Annotated in this window: 22 protein-coding genes; 7 read left to right on the top strand and 15 right to left on the bottom strand. The window is 63.8% G+C overall.

Going from position 1 to position 17,897, the window contains the following annotated elements:
- Position 1 precedes the first annotated feature (1 nt).
- Entirely contained in the window at positions 2–703 is a 702-nt protein-coding gene (locus tag OE856_RS10045; protein ID WP_263715958.1) for a Crp/Fnr family transcriptional regulator, read from the bottom strand.
- Positions 704–923: 220 nt separating this feature from the next.
- Between OE856_RS10045 and OE856_RS10040 the strand changes: the two genes are divergently transcribed.
- From OE856_RS10040 to OE856_RS10025, 4 genes are all read left to right on the top strand, one after another.
- A complete protein-coding gene (locus OE856_RS10040) occupies positions 924–1,607 on the top strand; it encodes a hypothetical protein (RefSeq protein WP_263715957.1) in 684 nt (227 codons plus the stop codon).
- A 113-nt stretch (positions 1,608–1,720) separates the two neighbouring features.
- Positions 1,721–3,409 (top strand): TULIP family P47-like protein, encoded by a 1,689-nt coding sequence (locus OE856_RS10035; RefSeq protein WP_263715956.1) that lies wholly within the window; start codon positions 1,721–1,723, stop codon positions 3,407–3,409.
- A gap of 55 nt (positions 3,410–3,464) precedes the next feature.
- Positions 3,465–4,973 (top strand): TULIP family P47-like protein, encoded by a 1,509-nt coding sequence (locus tag OE856_RS10030; RefSeq protein ID WP_263715955.1) that lies wholly within the window; start codon positions 3,465–3,467, stop codon positions 4,971–4,973.
- The gene (locus tag OE856_RS10025; protein WP_263715954.1) at positions 4,970–6,217 is read left to right on the top strand and encodes a TULIP family P47-like protein; all 1,248 of its coding nucleotides are present in this window, start codon (positions 4,970–4,972) and stop codon (positions 6,215–6,217) included. Before OE856_RS10030 ends, OE856_RS10025 begins: the two co-directional genes overlap by 4 nt.
- 6 nt (positions 6,218–6,223) lie before the next feature.
- Here OE856_RS10025 and OE856_RS10020 read toward each other — a convergent pair whose 3' ends face one another.
- The 13 genes from OE856_RS10020 to OE856_RS09960 form a co-directional block, all read right to left on the bottom strand.
- On the bottom strand, positions 6,224–7,033 hold the full coding sequence (locus tag OE856_RS10020) for a division plane positioning ATPase MipZ (protein ID WP_263715953.1): 810 nt from the start codon (positions 7,031–7,033) through the stop codon (positions 6,224–6,226).
- Between the two features lie 118 nt (positions 7,034–7,151).
- Positions 7,152–7,754, bottom strand: coding sequence for a hypothetical protein (locus tag OE856_RS10015; protein WP_263715952.1), 603 nt, complete (start codon positions 7,752–7,754; stop codon positions 7,152–7,154).
- Positions 7,755–7,882: 128 nt separating this feature from the next.
- Positions 7,883–8,104 (bottom strand): 50S ribosomal protein L31, encoded by a 222-nt coding sequence (gene rpmE, locus OE856_RS10010; RefSeq protein WP_263715951.1) that lies wholly within the window; start codon positions 8,102–8,104, stop codon positions 7,883–7,885.
- Between the two features lie 11 nt (positions 8,105–8,115).
- Complete coding sequence (rplS, locus tag OE856_RS10005; protein WP_263715950.1) at positions 8,116–8,499, bottom strand: 50S ribosomal protein L19; 384 nt, start codon at positions 8,497–8,499, stop codon at positions 8,116–8,118.
- A gap of 309 nt (positions 8,500–8,808) precedes the next feature.
- Positions 8,809–9,615, bottom strand: coding sequence for a hypothetical protein (locus OE856_RS10000; RefSeq protein ID WP_263715949.1), 807 nt, complete (start codon positions 9,613–9,615; stop codon positions 8,809–8,811).
- Positions 9,612–10,427, bottom strand: coding sequence for a tRNA (guanosine(37)-N1)-methyltransferase TrmD (gene trmD / locus OE856_RS09995; RefSeq protein ID WP_263715948.1), 816 nt, complete (start codon positions 10,425–10,427; stop codon positions 9,612–9,614). Before trmD ends, OE856_RS10000 begins: the two co-directional genes overlap by 4 nt.
- Entirely contained in the window at positions 10,424–10,936 is a 513-nt protein-coding gene (rimM, locus tag OE856_RS09990; protein ID WP_263715947.1) for a ribosome maturation factor RimM, read from the bottom strand. The genes trmD and rimM overlap by 4 nt, the downstream gene beginning before the upstream one ends.
- The gene (locus tag OE856_RS09985; protein ID WP_263715946.1) at positions 10,933–11,358 is read right to left on the bottom strand and encodes an EVE domain-containing protein; all 426 of its coding nucleotides are present in this window, start codon (positions 11,356–11,358) and stop codon (positions 10,933–10,935) included. Before OE856_RS09985 ends, rimM begins: the two co-directional genes overlap by 4 nt.
- A 26-nt stretch (positions 11,359–11,384) precedes the next feature.
- On the bottom strand, positions 11,385–11,783 hold the full coding sequence (gene rpsP, locus OE856_RS09980) for a 30S ribosomal protein S16 (protein ID WP_263715945.1): 399 nt from the start codon (positions 11,781–11,783) through the stop codon (positions 11,385–11,387).
- A gap of 43 nt (positions 11,784–11,826) precedes the next feature.
- Positions 11,827–12,123 (bottom strand): chorismate mutase, encoded by a 297-nt coding sequence (locus OE856_RS09975; RefSeq protein ID WP_263715944.1) that lies wholly within the window; start codon positions 12,121–12,123, stop codon positions 11,827–11,829.
- Positions 12,116–12,721, bottom strand: a complete 606-nt coding sequence (locus OE856_RS09970; protein WP_263715943.1) for a GNAT family N-acetyltransferase — start codon at positions 12,719–12,721, stop codon at positions 12,116–12,118. The genes OE856_RS09975 and OE856_RS09970 overlap by 8 nt, the downstream gene beginning before the upstream one ends.
- A 9-nt stretch (positions 12,722–12,730) precedes the next feature.
- Complete coding sequence (ffh, locus tag OE856_RS09965) at positions 12,731–14,239, bottom strand: signal recognition particle protein (RefSeq protein WP_263715942.1); 1,509 nt, start codon at positions 14,237–14,239, stop codon at positions 12,731–12,733.
- 207 nt (positions 14,240–14,446) lie between these two features.
- Positions 14,447–15,043 carry an FMN-dependent NADH-azoreductase gene (locus OE856_RS09960; RefSeq protein WP_263715941.1) on the bottom strand — a complete coding sequence of 199 codons (597 nt, stop codon included), beginning with the start codon at positions 15,041–15,043 and terminating at the stop codon, positions 14,447–14,449.
- A gap of 110 nt (positions 15,044–15,153) precedes the next feature.
- Between OE856_RS09960 and OE856_RS09955 the strand changes: the two genes are divergently transcribed.
- Complete coding sequence (locus OE856_RS09955) at positions 15,154–16,029, top strand: LysR family transcriptional regulator (protein ID WP_263716064.1); 876 nt, start codon at positions 15,154–15,156, stop codon at positions 16,027–16,029.
- 10 nt (positions 16,030–16,039) lie between these two features.
- Here the strand turns inward: OE856_RS09955 and OE856_RS09950 are convergent, their stop codons facing one another.
- The gene (locus OE856_RS09950) at positions 16,040–16,372 is read right to left on the bottom strand and encodes an ArsR/SmtB family transcription factor (RefSeq protein WP_263715940.1); all 333 of its coding nucleotides are present in this window, start codon (positions 16,370–16,372) and stop codon (positions 16,040–16,042) included.
- A gap of 96 nt (positions 16,373–16,468) precedes the next feature.
- Here OE856_RS09950 and OE856_RS09945 point away from each other — a divergent pair, with 96 nt between their 5' ends.
- Positions 16,469–17,383, top strand: coding sequence for a DMT family transporter (locus OE856_RS09945; protein WP_263715939.1), 915 nt, complete (start codon positions 16,469–16,471; stop codon positions 17,381–17,383).
- Between the two features lie 182 nt (positions 17,384–17,565).
- Positions 17,566–17,895 (top strand): AtpZ/AtpI family protein, encoded by a 330-nt coding sequence (locus OE856_RS09940; RefSeq protein ID WP_263715937.1) that lies wholly within the window; start codon positions 17,566–17,568, stop codon positions 17,893–17,895.
- Positions 17,896–17,897 lie beyond the last annotated feature (2 nt).

Raw genomic sequence — 17,897 nt, 5'->3', positions numbered from 1 at the left:
CTCAGTATTCCGCCAGATCGTGCAGCCGGTCGGGGTCGAACAGCGTGATCCGCCCCCGGTCAAAGCCGATGATGCCTTCGCGCGCCCAGGCGCTGATGTAGCGATTGACGTTTTCGCGCGCCAGGCCCGAGAACTCGCCCAGATCGGACTGCGAGAATTTCTGCGTGATCGTCACATGGCCCTCGGCATCGGTCGCGCCCCATTTGCGCGCGAATTGCAACACACAGCGCGCCAGCCGCGCGGCGGCAGAGGTCATCGAATGGGTCTCGAACATGTCAGAGGCGTTGCGCACCTTGCCGCACAGATGCTCGATCATCTCGATCGCCGCCTCGGGCGTTTCGCCTAGGTATTGCAGCACCTGCTGACGCTGCACCACGATGCCTCGCAGACGGCTGTGCGCCACCACATCGGCACTGCGCGGCCCGCCGTCCAACAGCGCCACCTCGCCCAGGATCTCGCCCGCGCGCATGTGGTTCAGCACCGATTTGCGCCCGTTCAGCGAAGTGATCGAAACCTCGGCGATGCCATCCTGCACATAGACGAAATAATCGCCCGGATCGCCGCGCAGAAACACGGTTTCGCCCCGCGCCCAGTCGCGCATCACCCCGCGCGCCAGCAATTCCTGGCGCCCCTTCTCGGAAAAAGCGGCGAACAGAGGCCCGGCCAGATAGGTTGCCTCGGATTTTTCGGTATCGGGGGGCATCAGATTTCCCGTATCGTAAACAATGTTCACATATGTGCCGCGATTGGTTGGCAATGGCAAACAATGCGCAAACTGTGACGCGCGTCACAGTCAAATTATGCAGATTCCGCTTTGATTTAACATGATTCCGGGGCGACCATCGGCAGAGTTTATTTTCTGCCGGGTTTCCGGCGTCAGATCATTGGGTCGCGGGAAATCCGCGGCAAAGGGGGAAGACAAAGTGACTTTCGGTTTTCGTATCAATAGTATCGCGGCCCTGATTGCGGGGCTTTTTGTTCTGGCTTCCCCCGCCACCGCCTCGACCGTCGCGCTGGATATCCAGGGCCCGCAGGACGGTTACGAATCGCTGGGCCCCGACACGCTGCCCTTGGCGGCCTCGGACGGGGCGGCGGCGACATTCTCGCTGAATGCCGACCTGACCAACGCGGCGTTCTCGTTCGATCTGTTTTGTTTCACGCCCACGGGCTGTTCCGGCCTGGCCTACCTGACGCAAAGCCCGGTCGGCCCGACCGGATCGATCGCCGGGCTGAAAGCGGTCAGCGCGATTGTCGGCACCGGCCTGACCACCACCAGCCTGACCCCGTTTTCGGGTCTCGACCTGACCGCCGGCATCTATTCGCTGGTGATCGAAATGACCGTGGGCCATTCGGCCTGGGTCGGCAGCCAGTCGCCTGTGATGGCGGGTGACGGGCGCGCCACGCATCTGTCCAGCTGGCTGATCCCGCTGGATGACGGCAACTATTTCCCGACTTCGGCCGTCGTGCCGCTGACCAGCTATACGCTGCAATACACCATTACGGCCGACCCGGTTTCGGCGGCCGTTCCGCTGCCCCCCGCAGGGCTGCTTTTGCTTGGGGCCGTTGGTGCCATGAGTGTTTTGCGCAACAAGCGGCGCAAGGCCTGACCGCCCGTTCATTTTCCCCCAAACACATTTTCGGCCCGCTGTGACGAGTGACACAGCGGGCCTTTTTCATCTCTGACAGTCTGTTCCCATCACCACATCAGGGAGTTTCAGAGATGAACAAGATGCAAACCGCGCCCACGGCGAACCCCACCAGCGGCAGCAACGATATCCTCAACGGCTGGGACACCGTCTATGCCATCCGCTATGCCGACGTGAACTCGGCCATCAAGAAAGCCGGGTCCAGCCCGGACGTTTTCCAAGAGACATTGGTGCATGCCGAGCAAGGCCCGAACGAGGATTTCTCGATCGAGGGCACGTTCTCTGACTGGGAGCTGACCGTCGGAGGCGCGGGCCATAACGTGTTCATGAAACTGCCGGTGCCCTCGGTCACGTTCAAACATACGGGCGACGCGGACGAGGTGCGCACCGATGTCGAATACATCATCCGTGTGCAGATGGAATCGATCCCGCACGCGCCCGGCCCCGATGGCGGCACGCTGCATGCGCTGCGGCTGAAAATGCCCGATGGCAAGAATGCCGTCGTGACGGTTGAGGAATGCAACTACTCGGGCAGCGACAGCGACCTGTATGTGCGCACCTGGCTGATCTCGTTGATGGGCAGCTGGCTGAACAAGAACCTCGATCAATTTAGCCACACCTTTGCGACGGTGAATATCGGCGCCAAGGTTACCGAGGGCAAATTCCAGTGGCTGCAGCCGACCTATACCAGCTACGCGGTGATCGACGACACGGTCTCGGTCGCGACCGGCATCCTGGGCGTTCTGTGCATGACCGAGGATCGCACGCCCTCGCCCGATCAGATCATCACCCGCGAAACCATCCCCGATGGCGAACGCTCGTCCTTCCTGATTTCCAAGGAACGGTTCCTGTCGAAAATGCTGATCGGCGGCATGGGCTACATGTTCTCGGGGCCGGTCAAGAACAACCCGATGAAGAAATGGCCCGAGGATTACTTCGAGCTGACCGATAACCAGACCGCAATCACCAACAACGAAGACCTGCGCATCGACAAGATGAAGGTCGGGGATGAGGATTGCGCCTGCCGCGTCGATGCCCGGACCATGATCGTCAAGATGGAGGAAACCTATCTGGACGTCCTGTTCGAGGATCTGCGCCACCCCTATTACAAGCCGCTGGGGGAATACTGGCTGAACATCCACCACCATTTCCAGACCCGCAACGTGGCGCGGCTGAACGAAAACCAGGTGTTCGATCTGATCCCCGGCTCTGGCAGCGCAGAGCTGAAGGTCGCGACCCACACCGCCTATGCGAAAAAGACCAAATATGCCGAAACGGTCGAATGGATCGTGATCTTTGCCAATGTGCTGACGCTGCTGTTCCCGCTGGCACGGGCCGGCTGGTTGCGGTTCATCGCGCAAGATGTCGAAGAGGCCGCCGATGGCGCCTTGCAGATCGCCGATATCGTCGCCGATGGCGCGGTCGATGAAGAGGCCGCCGCCGACATGGCCGAAGAGGGGGCGCAGGCCGCCCAGGCCATGGAAGAGGGCGGCGAGGCCACGCTGGGCAATTGGATTCTGGGCGCGATGACCAGTGGCCGCGCGGTGGCGATCTATATCATGACCGCCGCTCTGACCGTCGAGGAAATCCTGGCCAAGATGGCCGACAAGGATGCCGCCAAGGAACTGCCGCAATACAAGGAATTCGCCGCCACCGTGATGGAGCCCGTCACCTGGCCCGAGGCTCAGACCGAATACACGGTCAAGGCGGTGCAATTCAACGGCAGCTTCCAAACCATCGGCGATCCGAACTTCGCCTTCTGATCCACCCTCGGGGGCCGTGCACGCGGCCCCCGTTCTCATGACAGCGAGGCCCCCGATGAAACATCTGCCCAGCGATTTCTTCACCACCACCGGCCAGTCGGTGACCACCAACAAATGGGATACGGTCGCCGCGATCCATATCTCGGAACTGAACGCCGCGATTGCCCAGGCCGGCACCAGCCCGCCGGGGTTCGAGGCGCTGGCGCAAAAGGCCATCTCGGTCAGCGCCCGGTTCGGCGCCTGGCGCATCCTGCCCGACAGCGACGGCCCGACCCTGTCGATGGAACTGCCCCTGACCGACATCACCCTGACCGATCACGGCCAGACGCGGCATTATGATACCGGCCGCGCCATGGTCGATGTGCATCTCGAACTGCTGCCGCATGACCCGAATGAAAAGGGCGACACGCGGCTGTTTCTGCTGGTGGTCAAGCTGCGGGCCGAGCGCGCCCACCGCCATGCCGCCGAGGTGACACGGGTCGAGCTGGACGATACCGGCGGCGTTGTTGATCAGGCCTATGTGATGATGGCGCTGGGCCAGTGGCTGGACCAGAACCTGCACCAGTTCACCCAGGTCTTTGCCACGGTGAACATCCACAAGGTCGTCGACCAGAACGCGGCCTTTGCCTGGCTCAAACCCACGCACGTGGCCTATGCCTTTGGCTATAACGCCCGCGACCCCGAACAAAGCGTGCTGGGCGTGCTGTGCCAGACCGGGGGGCGCTCGGCCGACGGGCTGATCTATCAGGTCGAGGCCGACGCCATCCCGCCGGGCACCCGAGCGGCCTATCTGATCTCGAAACGGCGCTATCTGCGCGACATGCTGGGCGGCGCGCTGCCGCGGGCCTTTGAGGGGCTCGAGGCCGACAACATCAAGTATGCGGGCGATGACACCGGTCTGTCGATCAAGCACACCGCGCATCTGAAAGAGATCGAGAACGACGGCAAGAAATACGACCCCGATCTGGTCAAGCTGGATGTCGATCTGGGCGAGACCGAGCTGAGCGTATTCAGCATCACCAAGACCAAGATCGTGCCGGGGGTCTATTCGGTCTGCACCTCGACCGGGCATTACGGCTTTGGCCTGATCAAGCGCAAAAGCGGCGGCAAGACGCTGGGGTATTATGAAACCCAGCCGTTCAAGTCGGAAAACTCGACCGAGAAAACCAAGGGCGCCGTCATCACCGAGATCATCCTGGGCATCATCGCGGCCATCGCCGGGCTGTTGCTGTGGCTGGGCACCTTCGGCACCAGCACACTGGTGATGGGCGCGCTTTACATCGCGCTGGTGGGCAGCATCGGCACGATCACCGCCATGGAAATTGCAGAACTGGTGGGCGAGGGCGACGGCCCACCCGTGGACATGCTGGTGGCCAATGCGACCGACGCCGTGACCTTTGCCACCGGCACCAAGTTCGACCCGACCGTGGCCGGGCTGAACGGCGCGCTTCAGATCGGGGGCACCTATACCGCCGACCCGGCCCTGCGCACCGCAGCGGGTGCCACGCCCGCCGCCGCCTTTCAGGCCCGCTTTGCCACACGCATGCAGGAGCGCGCGCCATGATGACGCTGAACGAATGGGACGTGGCCTCGATCACCGATGTAAAGCTGGTCAACGCCTCGCTAGCCGCCCGCCAGAACGAACTGATCACCCTGTTCGACTATCGCGAGGGCAATCTGCACCTGAATGGCCGGTTCGGCGCGTGGGAGATCATGCCCGGCGGGTCGCTGCAACAGCTGCAATTGCGCATCCCGGTACAGTCGGGTCATATGAAGGGCCTGCCGCGTCAGCGCCGCTCGGTCGATGTGTCGGGGGTGGATCTGATCGTCAAGCTGGCGCTGCGGCTGCTGCCCGCGCCGGACGGGTCGGGCAAGACCGACCTGATGTTCGACTTTACGCCCCACGATCAACGCGGCCCCGACGACCCGGTGCTGCCGCTGGATATCGACGACCCCAAGGGCAAGCTGACCGAACTGCAAAAGGCCGTGCTGCGCAGCGCCGCCGCCGCCTGCCTGTCGGCGCATGGGGCCGATGTCAGCTATGTCTTTGCCTCGGTCGAAACCCGCGGCACCACCAGCGCCGGCGTGCTGGCCACGCCCTATACCGACTGGTGCCACGTGGTGACATCCGAGGGGCGGCAATACATGGCGGTGCTGGGCGCGCTGTCGAAACCACCGGGCAAGATCACCCGGTTCGACCCGTCGCTGATCGCGCGCGCAGGGTCGGCCTATCTGGTGATCTCGCCCCGCATGTTCACCGAGCGCCTGCTGCTGCCGACATTGGAAACCGATTTCCGCCCGCGTACCCATTTCGTGATGAAATCGGGCAAGATCCTCAATGCCCGCCCGATCCCGCTGCCGCCGCAGAAATATGGGCTGTCGACCTACGAGCCAGTGCTGACCGGGCTCGTGTTCTCGCTGAAACCGTCCGCGCTGTCCTGCGTTGCCACCACCAAGACCGAGCTGGGCCTGGGCGCGGTGCTGACCTGCACGCTGGATATCACCATGCCCTTTGCCTTTGACGCGGCCAAGGGACAGGTGACGTTCAAGCCCGACCCCAACCCCAAGGAAAGCCATACCGCCAATCTGCCCGGCGTGCTGGATGTTCTGATCGGCTGGCTGGTGCGCTGGATCGTCAGCTTTTTCGACGGCCCGATCCGGGCGATTGCCACCGCCCTTGCACGCGGCATGCAGCGCATCAATGCCCAAGAGGTCAGCACCACCAACTGGACGGGGGTGCGCGATTTTCAGGTGGGGGATGCCAAGATGGACGGCTGTCTGTGGTTCTGCGACACGCGGCCAAACTAGGCCCGGTCAGAAATCGACCGTCACGCCGGGCAGGTTCACGGCCATCATCAGGTCGCGCAATTCCTGCCGCGCGGCGACGTTCGACAGGTTCAGCCCCTTGACCCCGATATCCTTGAGATCCAGCAGGGTCAGGCCGCTGGGAAAGAGTTCGCGGAAAATCACCCGCTCGCTGAAGCCGGGCGCCACGCGAAAGCCGATGCGGCGCGAGAGGTTGACCAGCGCGTCGCCCATCTTTTTCTTGTTGTGCATCTGCTGGGCGCCCAGGCGGTTGCGCAGCACCACCCAGTCGATGGCGGGCAGCCCGGCCTGCGCCCGCAGCTGGCGCGCGCTCCAGACCATTTCGGAATAGATCGAGGGGCCCAGGATCTTGCCCGAAGGCTGTTCGATGCGGGCCAGCAGGTCAAAGTCGATGAAACTGTCGTTGAGGGGCGTGATCAGCGTGTCGGCCAGCGAATGTGCGACCTGTGACAGGCGCGTGTGCGAACCGGGGCAGTCGATCAGGATGAAATCGACCTCTTCCTCCATCCCGGCCACGGCCATCGACAGGCGGCGGTCATAGATGTTTTCGCCGGGGTCCAGCTCGTCACGGTCGATCTCGGGCAGGTCGCGGTAATCGGGCACCGGCAGGTCCAGCCCCTCGCGGGCGACAAAGGCGCGACGATTGTCGATGTAACGGCCGAAACTGCGCTGCCGCAGGTCAAGGTCAAGGCAGCCTACGCGGTGGCCCATGCGCACCAGCGCGGTGGCCACATGCATCGACACGGTAGACTTGCCCGCACCGCCCTTTTCGTTACCCACGACGATGATATGCGCCATGACTGTCCCTCAATGCTTCACGCGTTGGTCCGTGATCCCATACACAGTATCTGCCACAGCCCGAATTGGAAAGACCAAGATGTTGCCCCAAGGGCGCGGAATGATCTTGCGTCTGGCGCTATTTTTCTGCAGCCGCAGCAACGGAATCGCGCAGCCCGCGCCATTTCAGCAGGGCCGCGATCAGGGCCAACGCGACGCCCGACAGCTCGATCAGATCGGCGCCGCGAAACTGGCCAAACACGCCGACATAGAAATGTTCGATGTGGTGATAGTTGATCGCCTTGACCACCGTCAGCCCCAGCGCGACCGTCACCCCCAGCACCAACAGCGCGTTGCCCAGGATGTTGCGATAGAACACCACCAGCCCGCCCAGGATGATCGCCGCCGCCAGCGCCAGCGCGCCGATCAGCACCACCAGCTGAATGTCGTGCCGCCCCTGATACCAGCCCTGCGCGCGGGCCAGGCAGCGCCCGTAGGACACCACCAGCGCATGCATGTCGAGATGGGTGTTTGCCACCTGAAACACGAACAGCCAGCCGCAGATGCGCCATAGCCAGCGCTCGCGCCCCACCGTGCGCGCCGCGATGCGCAGCATCAGCACCCCGGCCAGGCCATAGCCGATCATGAACACCGTGCCCGACAACAGCGGATCGCCCCAGATCTGGGTCCAGTCGGCGATGCCGCAGGGGATCGAGGTGAAGATCTTGGAAAACCAGTCCATCGCGCGCCTTTATCCTGCCTGCCCGCCCAGAATGCCGAAAATGCGGCGCGGGGCCACAAGAAAACGCCCCGCAGCGGGTGCTGCGAGGCGTTGCAATATCACGCTTTGCCCCAACGGGCAGCCGGGTCTTAGAAGCCCAGGCCGGCGTATTTGTTCTTGAACTTCGACACGCGGCCGCCAGCGTCCATCAGGCGCTGCGAGCCACCGGTCCAGGCGGGGTGCACCGACGGGTCGATGTCCAGAGCCAGGGTGTCGCCTTCCGACCCGTAGGTCGATTTCATCTGCACCACGGTGCCGTCGGTCAGTTTGACGTCGATCAGGTGGTAATCGGGATGGATGTCTTTTTTCATCGGTCCGCTCCTTACGCTTCGGCGTCAGCTTTGGGTTTGTAGTTGGAAACCTCGGCAATACGGGCCGATTTGCCGCGGCGCGAGCGCAGATAGTACAGCTTGGCGCGGCGAACGCGGCCACGACGCACAACTTCGATGCTGTCGATGTTGGTCGAGTACAGCGGGAACACACGTTCCACGCCTTCGCCGAACGAAATCTTGCGCACGGTGAACGAACCGGCAATGCCCGCGCCGTTTTTGCGGCTGATGCAGACGCCTTCGTAGTTCTGCACACGGGTGCGGGTGCCTTCGGTCACTTTGTAACCGACGCGGATGGTATCACCGGCTTTGAAATCCGGGATGGTCTTGTCCAGCTGAGCAATCTGCTCGGCTTCGAGTTGCGCGATCAGATCCATCGCTTTCACTCCTATATGCTCACGGTTTTGCCCGTGAAGTTGGTTTCCGCGTCCTCAGAGCTCTTGGTCTCCTTCCGGGTCCCTGCCGGCCATGTTGCCGGTCAAGCCCGCCAGAGGTCAGGGCGACGTTCCTTGTGATCCCGGTCAGGCGACGCTGCGGCGCAGGGGACGGGCGGAGAAGCCCGCTTGCGATCCGCGGCCACAGGGCCGGGAAACGAACAACGGGCCGAAAGAGAATCTTTCCGCCAATCGTTGCTCAAGGGCGCCCTTATACGACGATTTGCCCATATGGCAAGGGGCGGCGGGTGATTAATCGGGGCGGATGCCCTCGCGGTCCAGCAACAGGTCGCGCTTGGCTGCCGCCAGCGCGGCGTCATCGGTGACGGTGCGGTTGAGATGCAGCAGTTCTTGAGACAATTCGGCGCTTTGGCCGGGGCGGTTGTGCGTGTCCCAGGTGATGCCGGCGCGCAGCGCGTCGGGCAGGGTCAGCAGGTCAAGAATGGCCGTCGCGGGGCCGGCGGGGCTGGGGCCGTATTGCGCCAGCGGCGCCTCGACCAGCGGCACGTCGCCCAGGGCGGCGCGCAGGGCATTCAGCTCGGACGCGATGTCGAACTCCAGGCTGGCGGCAAAGGCATCCAGATCGTCGGTCATCCGCCGCAGGCGCAGCAGGTGCCGGTGGGCGCTGGCGATCATGCTGTCATTGTCGCGGGTCGAATAGACGAATGTCATCTGCACCCCGTCGCCGAACCGCTCACGCAGCCCGCCCGCCAACGCGCGCGCCAGCGGCACGGAAGTGGGGTGGTAACAGGTGATGCGGCTGCCATCGACACGGGTTTCGCCCAGCAGAGCGCCGCTGAACGCCTCGCGCGACAGGACGATCTGATCGGCCTCGGGCACGTCGCGCAGAAACCGGCGCAGGGCGCGGCGGAACTTGCCCAGCATCTCGTCGGTGGGGCTATAGCCGTAATGCCGCCCGCGATGCTGCACCGGGCCAAGGCGCGCGCCGAAATACAGCGCCACATGCGGTTTCAGCAATTTGCGATGGGCGCGCAGGCATTGTTGCAGGCTGGTCGTGCCGGTCTTGTGAAAGCCCGCATGCACGATCACATGGGTCATTCGCGGCCGCTCTCGCGCGCCTGATGGGCGGCCCACAGGTCGGGGCGGCGCTCGCGGGTCAGGGCGTGGGACTGCTCGCGCCGCCATTCCTCGATCTTACCGTGATGGCCCGATTGCAGAACCTCGGGGATCGGGCGGCCTTTCCACACGGCGGGGCGGGTGTATTGCGGATGCTCCAGCAGGCCGCTTGAATGGCTTTCCTCTTCAGTCGAGGCCTGGTTGCCCAGCACGCCCGGCAACAGCCGCACCGTGGCGTCGATCATCGCCTGCGCGGCGATCTCGCCGCCGGTCAGGACGAAATCGCCCAGGCTGACCTCTTCGACCCGGTAATGATCCAGCGCGCGCTGGTCGACACCCTCGAACCGGCCGCAGAGCAGGGTGATGCCGTCGGCCTCGGCCCAGCGGCGCGCCATGGCCTGATCAAAGCGCCGCCCGCGTGGCGACAGATAGACAACGGGCCAGCGCGCCCGGTCCTCGGGCGTGCCGATCGCGGCCTGCTCCAGCGCGGCACCGACCACATCGGCGCGCAGCACCATGCCCGCGCCGCCGCCCGCAGGCGTGTCGTCGACATTGCGGTGCTTGCCCTCGCCAAAGGGGCGCAGGTCGATGGTTTCCAGCGCCCAGGTGCCGGTATCCAGCGCCTTGCCGGTCAGAGATTCCTCGAGCACGCCGGGAAAGGCATTGGGAAACAGCGTGATGATCCGCGCCGTCCAGGCCCCGCGCACGCGCGGTCGGTCGGTCATCAGGTCGCGCGGCTGCACGCTGGCCGAGATCGACAATCGGCCATGAGATTTCGACCCGCGCGCGGTCATTCCGGAAACAGCCCCTCGGGCGGGTCGGCGATCACGCGCCCAGCCTTGAGGTCAACCGTCGGCACCGCAGCGGCGGTAAAGGGCAGCAGAACCGTGGCCTTCATGCCGGGGCCGAACACCTCTAGCAAATCGCCCGCGCCGTGGTTCTGAACCGAGCGCACAACGCCCAGCGCCCGGCCGCCGGTATCCAGTACCTCAAGCCCGATCAGGTCGGCGTGATAGAATTCGTCATCGGGCAGGTCGGGCAGGGCGTCGCGATCGGCAAAGAGGCGCGTGCCCTTCAGCGCGTCGGCCTCTTCCTTGGTCGTGATCCCCGTCATGCGCGCGGCAAAGCCGCCGCTGATCGCGCGGGTGATCCGCAGATCGAACGTGCGCGTGCCATCCTCGGTGTAAAGCGGGGCGTAATCGGCAATGGCCTCGGGATCGGCGCAAAAGCTTTTCAGCCGCACCTCGCCCTGCACCCCGAATGCGCCACCAATGGCGCCTACGCAAAGCCTGTCGTCGCTCATGCCGTTCCTCGCATCGCTGCTGCGATAAGTTCAAAATCCGTTTGGGGAATTTCGAACAAACTGCGCCGAAAAGCCATACCCCAATGCCGGGGCGAGCGGATAAAGCCAAAGCTTTCCAGCATCGGGCGCACCGGCACCTCGCGCACGTCCTCATAGGTGGCGCCGCGTGTCCAGGGACGAAAGTCTGTGCCCGGCAGCAATCGCTCGACCGGGGCGCTGTCGGTGACACGGCCCAGCTGAACAAAAGCCTGAACCGGGTCGCCGTCGAAATCGGTCTTGGGTGCGTAATAGACGAACATGTCGCCGGGGCCGAGGCGGCGCACCGCGCTTTCCTTGCCGTGGGAAAACGCACAAAAGCCGCCCATACGGGCGGCTTCTGCCTGTTTGCTGTGGGCAACGCCGATCCAGTAACGGGGGCTCATTGCCTGTCCTTTCGCCAAAGGGCCGATTATTCGGCGCCTTCGTCGGCGGCAGCCTCTTCAGCAGGGGCGGCAGCGGCTTCGGCAGCTTCGGCGGCCTTGGCGGCTTTCTCTTCGGCGCGGTCCTGGGCTTTCTTGCCCGGGGTGCCCTTGTTGGGGTTGTTGCGCTCGGCCTTGGCTTTGACGCCTGCGGCTTCCAGCATGCGGGCGACGCGGTCGGTGGTCTGGGCGCCCTGGCTCAGCCAGTACTGCACGCGCTCGATGTCCATTTTCACGCGCTCTTCGCTGTCTTTGGGCAGCAGCGGGTTGTAGGTGCCCAGCTTCTCGATGAAACGGCCGTCACGCGGCATGCGCGAGTCGGCGGCAACGATGCGGTAGAAGGGGCGTTTTTTCGAGCCGCCACGGGCGAGACGAATTTTAAGTGCCATTGTCAGGTTCTCCTTGGAATTTGGCGATGGGCGGGCGGGCCGCCTATTTCTGGTGTTGTTCGTGGTGTTTGATGACTTCCTGAATGATGAAATTCAGGAATTTCTTGGCGAATTCCGGATCAAGATCGGCCTGAACGGCCAGCTCTTCGAGCCGGGCAATCTGTTTGGCCTCGCGGGCCGGGTCACTGGGCGGCAGGTCATGCTCGGCCTTGAGCTTGCCCACCGACTGGGTGTGCTTGAAGCGTTCGCCCAGCGTATAGACCAAGATCGCGTCCAGCCGGTCGATGCTTTCGCGGTGCTCTTTCAAAAGTTCCGCGGCGCGGGTCGCAGGATCAGTCAATGGCCCATCCTTTCGGCTTGAACAGCGGGTCGCAGTAATGGCTGATTTCCAGCTCGATCCCGTCGGCGATCTGGCTCGACCGCATCTTCTCGGGCGACGGATGACGATAGACCGCGTCATTGCCGTCGATGGTCTGGGCCAGCGGGTCTTTCTTGGCGCCCAGGCGCTCGGCCAGGCGGATGCTGTCCAGGTTCTTGGGGTCGATATAGCTGACCGCACCTTCCCAGCCGCAATGCTTGTAGAAATACTTGCGCGTGGCATGGGTGGCCTCAAGCGCATAGCCATGGCCGGCCTTGTCGGGCCAGATGATCCAGGCGATTTCGCGTTCGGGCCAGCCCGCGGGCTGCCAGCCGCCGGCCATGCCCAGCGTCTCGTCGGTGGCCTTGTCGTGGATCATCCACATGCCGAATCCGCGAATGCGCCAATGGCCGATCTCGGCCGCATAGAGCATCCAGGCCTCGTACTTGTTCAGCGGCCCGCCCATGAAACGCGAGCGATAGCTCGAGAACGTCGCCTTGAAATCAGGGTAATCCTCGGGCTCGGGGCCGCGCAGGATCAGGCGCTGGGTTTCGATGACGGGGATATCGGTCGTGCTCATGGTCGGCTCTTACTTTTTCTTGCCGAACCCGGACAGGCCGGGGGGCAGGGCGCCACCGCCAAGACCGGGCAGGCCGCCGCCGGGCAGCTTGCCGCCCATCTGCTTGGCTGCCGCTTCCAGCGCCTTGGCGTCCATCTGCGACGGGTCCATGCCGGCGGGCATCCCGCCCTTGCCGAACATGCCCTTCATGGCCTGTTTCAGCATGCCGCCCTTACCCATCTTGCCCATCTTCTTCATCACATCGGCCATCTGGCGCTGCATCTTCAGCAGCTTGTTCAGCTCGGCCACATCCAGACCGGCACCGGCGGCGATGCGTTTCTTGCGGCTGGCCTGCAGGATCTGCGGGTTCGCGCGCTCGACCTTGGTCATCGAGTTGATCAGCGCGATCTGGCGGCGCAGGATGCTGTCGTCAAAGCCGGCGTCCTGCACCTGCTTGGCCATCTTGCCCATGCCGGGCATCATGCCCATCACGCCTTCCATGCCGCCCATTTTCAGCATCTGTTCCAGCTGCATCTTCAGGTCGTTCATGTTGAAGCGGCCCTTCTGGAACCGTTTCATCATGCGCTCGGCCTGTTCGGCCTCGATGGTTTCCTGGGCCTTTTCCACCAGCGAAACGATGTCGCCCATGCCGAGGATACGGCCGGCGATACGCTCGGGGTGGAATTCCTCGACCGCGTCCATCTTTTCGCCAAGGCCGACAAAGCGGATCGGCTTGCCGGTAACGGCGCGCATCGACAGGGCGGCACCGCCGCGCCCGTCGCCATCCATCCGGGTCAGCACCACGCCCGAGATGCCGATCTGGCCGTCGAACTGTTCGGCCACGTTCACCGCGTCCTGACCGGTCAGGCCGTCGACCACCAGCAGGGTCTCGCGCGGGCTGACGGCGTTGCGAACGTCCTCGACCTCTTGCATCAGCACATCGTCGATATGCAGACGGCCGGCGGTATCCAGCATGTAGACGTCATAGCCGCCCAGCGTGGCCTGCTGCTTGGCGCGCTTGGCGATATCCACCGGTTTCTGGCCCGGCACGATCGGCAGGGTATCAACCCCGATCTGCGCACCCAGCACAGCCAGCTGATCTTGTGCGGCGGGGCGGTAGACGTCGAGCGAGGCCATCAGCACCCGCTTGCCGTTCTTTTCCTTCAGCCGTTTCGCCAGCTTGGCGGTGGTGGTGGTTTTACCCGAGCCCTGCAGGCCGACCATCAGGATCGGCGCGGGCGGGTTGTCGATCTTAAGCTCGGTCGCCTCGTCGTCGCCGGCCAGCACATGCACCAGCTCGTCATGGACGATCTTGACCACCTGCTGGCCCGGCGTCACCGATTTGGTCACGGCCTGGCCGGTGGCCTTTTCCTGCACGGCACGCACGAAATCACGCGCCACGGGCAGCGAAACGTCAGCCTCTAGCAACGCAACGCGCACTTCGCGCAGGGCGGTCTTGACGTCATCCTCGGACAGGGCGCCCTGTTTGGTCAGGCGGTCGAATACGCCAGACAGGCGTTCGGATAGATTTTCAAACATGCCTGGCCCTCCTAAGACCGTTGATCCTTGCCCGCCCCAGATAAGGGCCGACGCCTAAAACGCCAATGTCCCCCGTGGGCGAAACCTCGCTGACGGGGGGCGATCCTTGTTAACCAAGGACCGGAAGTATGGCCACTTCCGGAAATCTCGGGCGGTTTAGGCCGGGATCAGCGCAGAGTCAAGGCTCTGGCCGCCCGGCCTTTCATGTCAGGCTGCCAGGCGTTCGACCGCCTCATGCGCGGCTTTCAGCGTGGCCTCGCGGTCATGCACCATGGCGTCGGCGGCGACGAACTGCACATCGGTGATGCCGATAAAGCCCAGCAAGTGTTTCAGATAGGGCGTGGCAAAGTCGATCTCGGACCCCATCTTGGTGCCGTCCGAGGTCATCACCACGATGGCGCGGGTGTTCTCGACCAGGCCGACGGGGCCGTTTTCGGTATATCTAAAGGTCACGCCAGCACGGGTCAGCTGATCCAGCCAAGCCTTCAGCTGGGCGGGCATGTTGAAATTGTAGATCGGCAGGCCGATCACGATCGTATCGGCGGCTTTCACCTCGTCGATCAGCGTGTCCGATAGGGCCGCAACCTGGGTCTGGTCGGCGTTGCGCTGATCGGCATCGGTGAACACCGCGCCCAGCCATCCGCCGTCGATCATCGGGGCGGGCAGGGCGGCCAGGTCGCGGGTGACGACCGTGGCGTCGGGGGCGTCGGCGGTCAGTCGGGCGATCACCTTGTCGGTCAACTGGCGCGACACCGATTGCGGGCCTTTGATCGAGCTGTCGATGCGAAGAATGGTGCGGGTCATTGGGTGGCTCCTGCCATTGGGTAACTGTCTGTTCCCAAGATGACACTTGCGGAAATGAACACAATTCGCGATATTCAACATGAGTTGTGAGCTGGTGCACATAAATGGATATTGAAAACTGGGATGAGGTCCGCACGGCCTATCACGTTGCGCGTCTGGGCACGGTCAGCGGCGCGGCCGAGGCGCTGGGCGTGCATCATGCAACGGTGATCCGGCATATCGACGCGTTAGAGGGGCGGCTGGGCGTCAAGCTGTTTCAGCGCCACGCCCGCGGCTATACCGCCACCGAGGCCGGGCAGGATCTGTTGCGCGTTGCGCAGGCCACTGCCGACCAGTTCGAACAGCTGGCCGGGCGTCTGCATGGCCACGGCGCCGCCGTCACTGGCGAACTGGTCATCACAGCCGTCGAGGGCTTTGCGCCGCTCTTGCTGCCCGTGGTCACCGCCTTTCAGAACGAACATTGCGACCTGTCGGTGCGGCTGGTGACAGATTCACGGCTGTTCCGACTGGAATATGGCGAGGCCCATGTCGCGATCCGCGCCGGTGCCCGCCCGCAAGACCCCGACAACGTGGTGCAGCTTCTGGCCCGCGCGCAGGTCGCGCTTTATGCGCATCAAAGCTATGTCGCGCAGTTCGGCATGCCCAAGGGCCCTGGCGATTTCGCCGCCCACCGGTTCGTCGGCCCGCTTGACGAAAACCACCGCGCGCTGTTCAGCCAATGGATGCGCGCCAATGTGCCCGCCGACAACATTCGCCTGCGCCTGTCAGATCCGCGCGATCAGTTCGATGCGGTGCAACATGGCGGCGGCATCGGATTCGTGCCGCTGTGGCGTGCCGAGCAGGCCGGGGATCTGGTGCAGGTCATGCCGCCCCGGCCCGAATGGGACAGCGAGCTGTGGCTGGTCACCCATGTCGATCTGCACCGCACGCCCAAGGTGCAGGCCTTTTCCACCGCACTGAAAGAGGCGGCCAAATCGTGGGTCTGACGGCGCGCGCTTAGGCCTCGGGGCTGTCGCCCAGTTCAGATGCCAGGAATTTCTCGAACGCGTCCAGGTTGACCGCCTCGAACTGGCCAAAGCTTTGCATCCAGACCGACGCATCGCGCAGCGCGTCAGGTTCCAGCTTGCACCATTTCACCCGTCCGCGCTTTTCCTGGCTGATCAACCCGGCGCGCATCAGGATGGTCAGGTGCTTGGAGATGGCGGCCAGCGACATCTCAAACGGCTCGGCCACGTCGGTCACGGCCATGTCATCCTCGAGCAGCATCTCGAGGATCTGGCGGCGGGTCGGATCGGCAAGCGCCGCAAAGATCGTGTCGAGCTGGGCCATGCGCGAACCCTAGCCGCAAGTGACGCCAAGGAAAAGAGCGCGCCGATTGACAACCTCGCGGCCTGCGCAAAGAACGATCGCGAAAGGGGCCACGCCATGCCGCTGCGATATTGGGTGCTGATTTTTATCCTTGGCATGGGCTGGGGCGCGTCGTTCTTTCTGAACGCGATCCTGCTGCGCGAGCTGGGGCCGCTGTCGGTGTCGATGCTGCGCATCGCGCTGGGGGCGCTGGGCTGTTGGGTCTGGCTGGCCGCGACTGGGGGGCTGGTGCCGGTCTCGCTGCGCCAGCTGGGGCAGATGCTGGTGCTGGGCCTGTTCTTCTATGGCGTGCCGCTTTCGGTTTATCCGCTGGCACAACAGCATATCGGCTCGGGCGCGGCGGGTATCGTGAACGCGCTGACGCCCGTGATGGTGGTGATCGTATCGCACCTGTGGCCCGGCGGTGAAAAGGCGACCGCGCTGAAATCTCTGGGCGTGCTGGCGGGCTTTGCCGGGATCGCGCTGCTGGCGCTGCCGGCCCTGCGGTCGGGCGGCGGGGCAGAGCTGTGGGCGATCCTCTTCGCCGCGCTGGCCCCCCTGTGCTACGCCGTGGCGATGAACCATGCCCGCTCTATCAAGGGCATGCCGCCCACCGCCCTGACGGCCTGGAGCCTGACCCTGGCCACGCTGATCCTGACCCCGCTGGCGCTGTGGCGCGAGGGCGTGCCGCAGATTACCCAGCCCCAAACTTGGGCGGCGCTGGGCGTGATCGGGTTCGTGCTGACCTCGGCGGCGTTCATCCTGCTCTATTGGCTGTTGCCGCGTGTCGGCGCGACAGCCACCTCGACCGTGACCTTCATTGCGCCGGTCTCTGCCGTGGTGCTGGGGGTGTTCGTCCTCAAGGAAGAGCTGCACCTGCCGCAGATGATCGGGATGCTGGTGATCTTTGCCGGGCTGATCGCCATCGACGGGCGGCTGCTGCGCAGGCTGTACATGCCGCGGGTCAAACCGGATCATCAACCAGATGGTTGAATAACGGATTTACCCCTGTTAGCGCCGGACAGGCGGGCCGGGGGCGACAGGGCCCCGAGGTGCGTTCGGTCATTATCGTTTATTTACAGCTAGTTACATGGCAGGATTCGGGCGCCGATCGCGCTTGACTCAGGGCCCCCGGCTTTCTAGGTTCGCGGCGACTGTCCAAGGGGGCGATTGTCATGGTGGATCCGGAGGATAAAGAGCGTCTTGAAACGCTCGATCAGCGGATCGGCGAGCTGAAGAAAGCGCGCGCACCGGGCAAGAAGCACCAGGAGGAACACTATTCGCAGGCCCAGGTGGGCTGGAGGATGGTGACGGAACTTGTTGCCGGTCTCTTGATCGGCTTCAGCGTCGGATTCGGGCTGGACACGCTGTTCGGCACTAAACCGCTTCTGATGGTGATATTCATACTGCTGGGCTTTGTGGCCGGGGTGCAGACGATGCTGCGATCCGCCAAAGAGCTTCAGAACCAGAGTTCGGCCGAGGCCGAGAACGACGAGAGGGACTAAGA

The organism is Actibacterium sp. XHP0104, from assembly GCF_025751515.1.
Classification (GTDB): Bacteria; Pseudomonadota; Alphaproteobacteria; order Rhodobacterales; family Rhodobacteraceae; genus Actibacterium_D.
The sequence above is the reverse complement of the archived record's forward strand: the minus strand, read 5'-3'. Positions and strand labels throughout refer to the sequence as shown.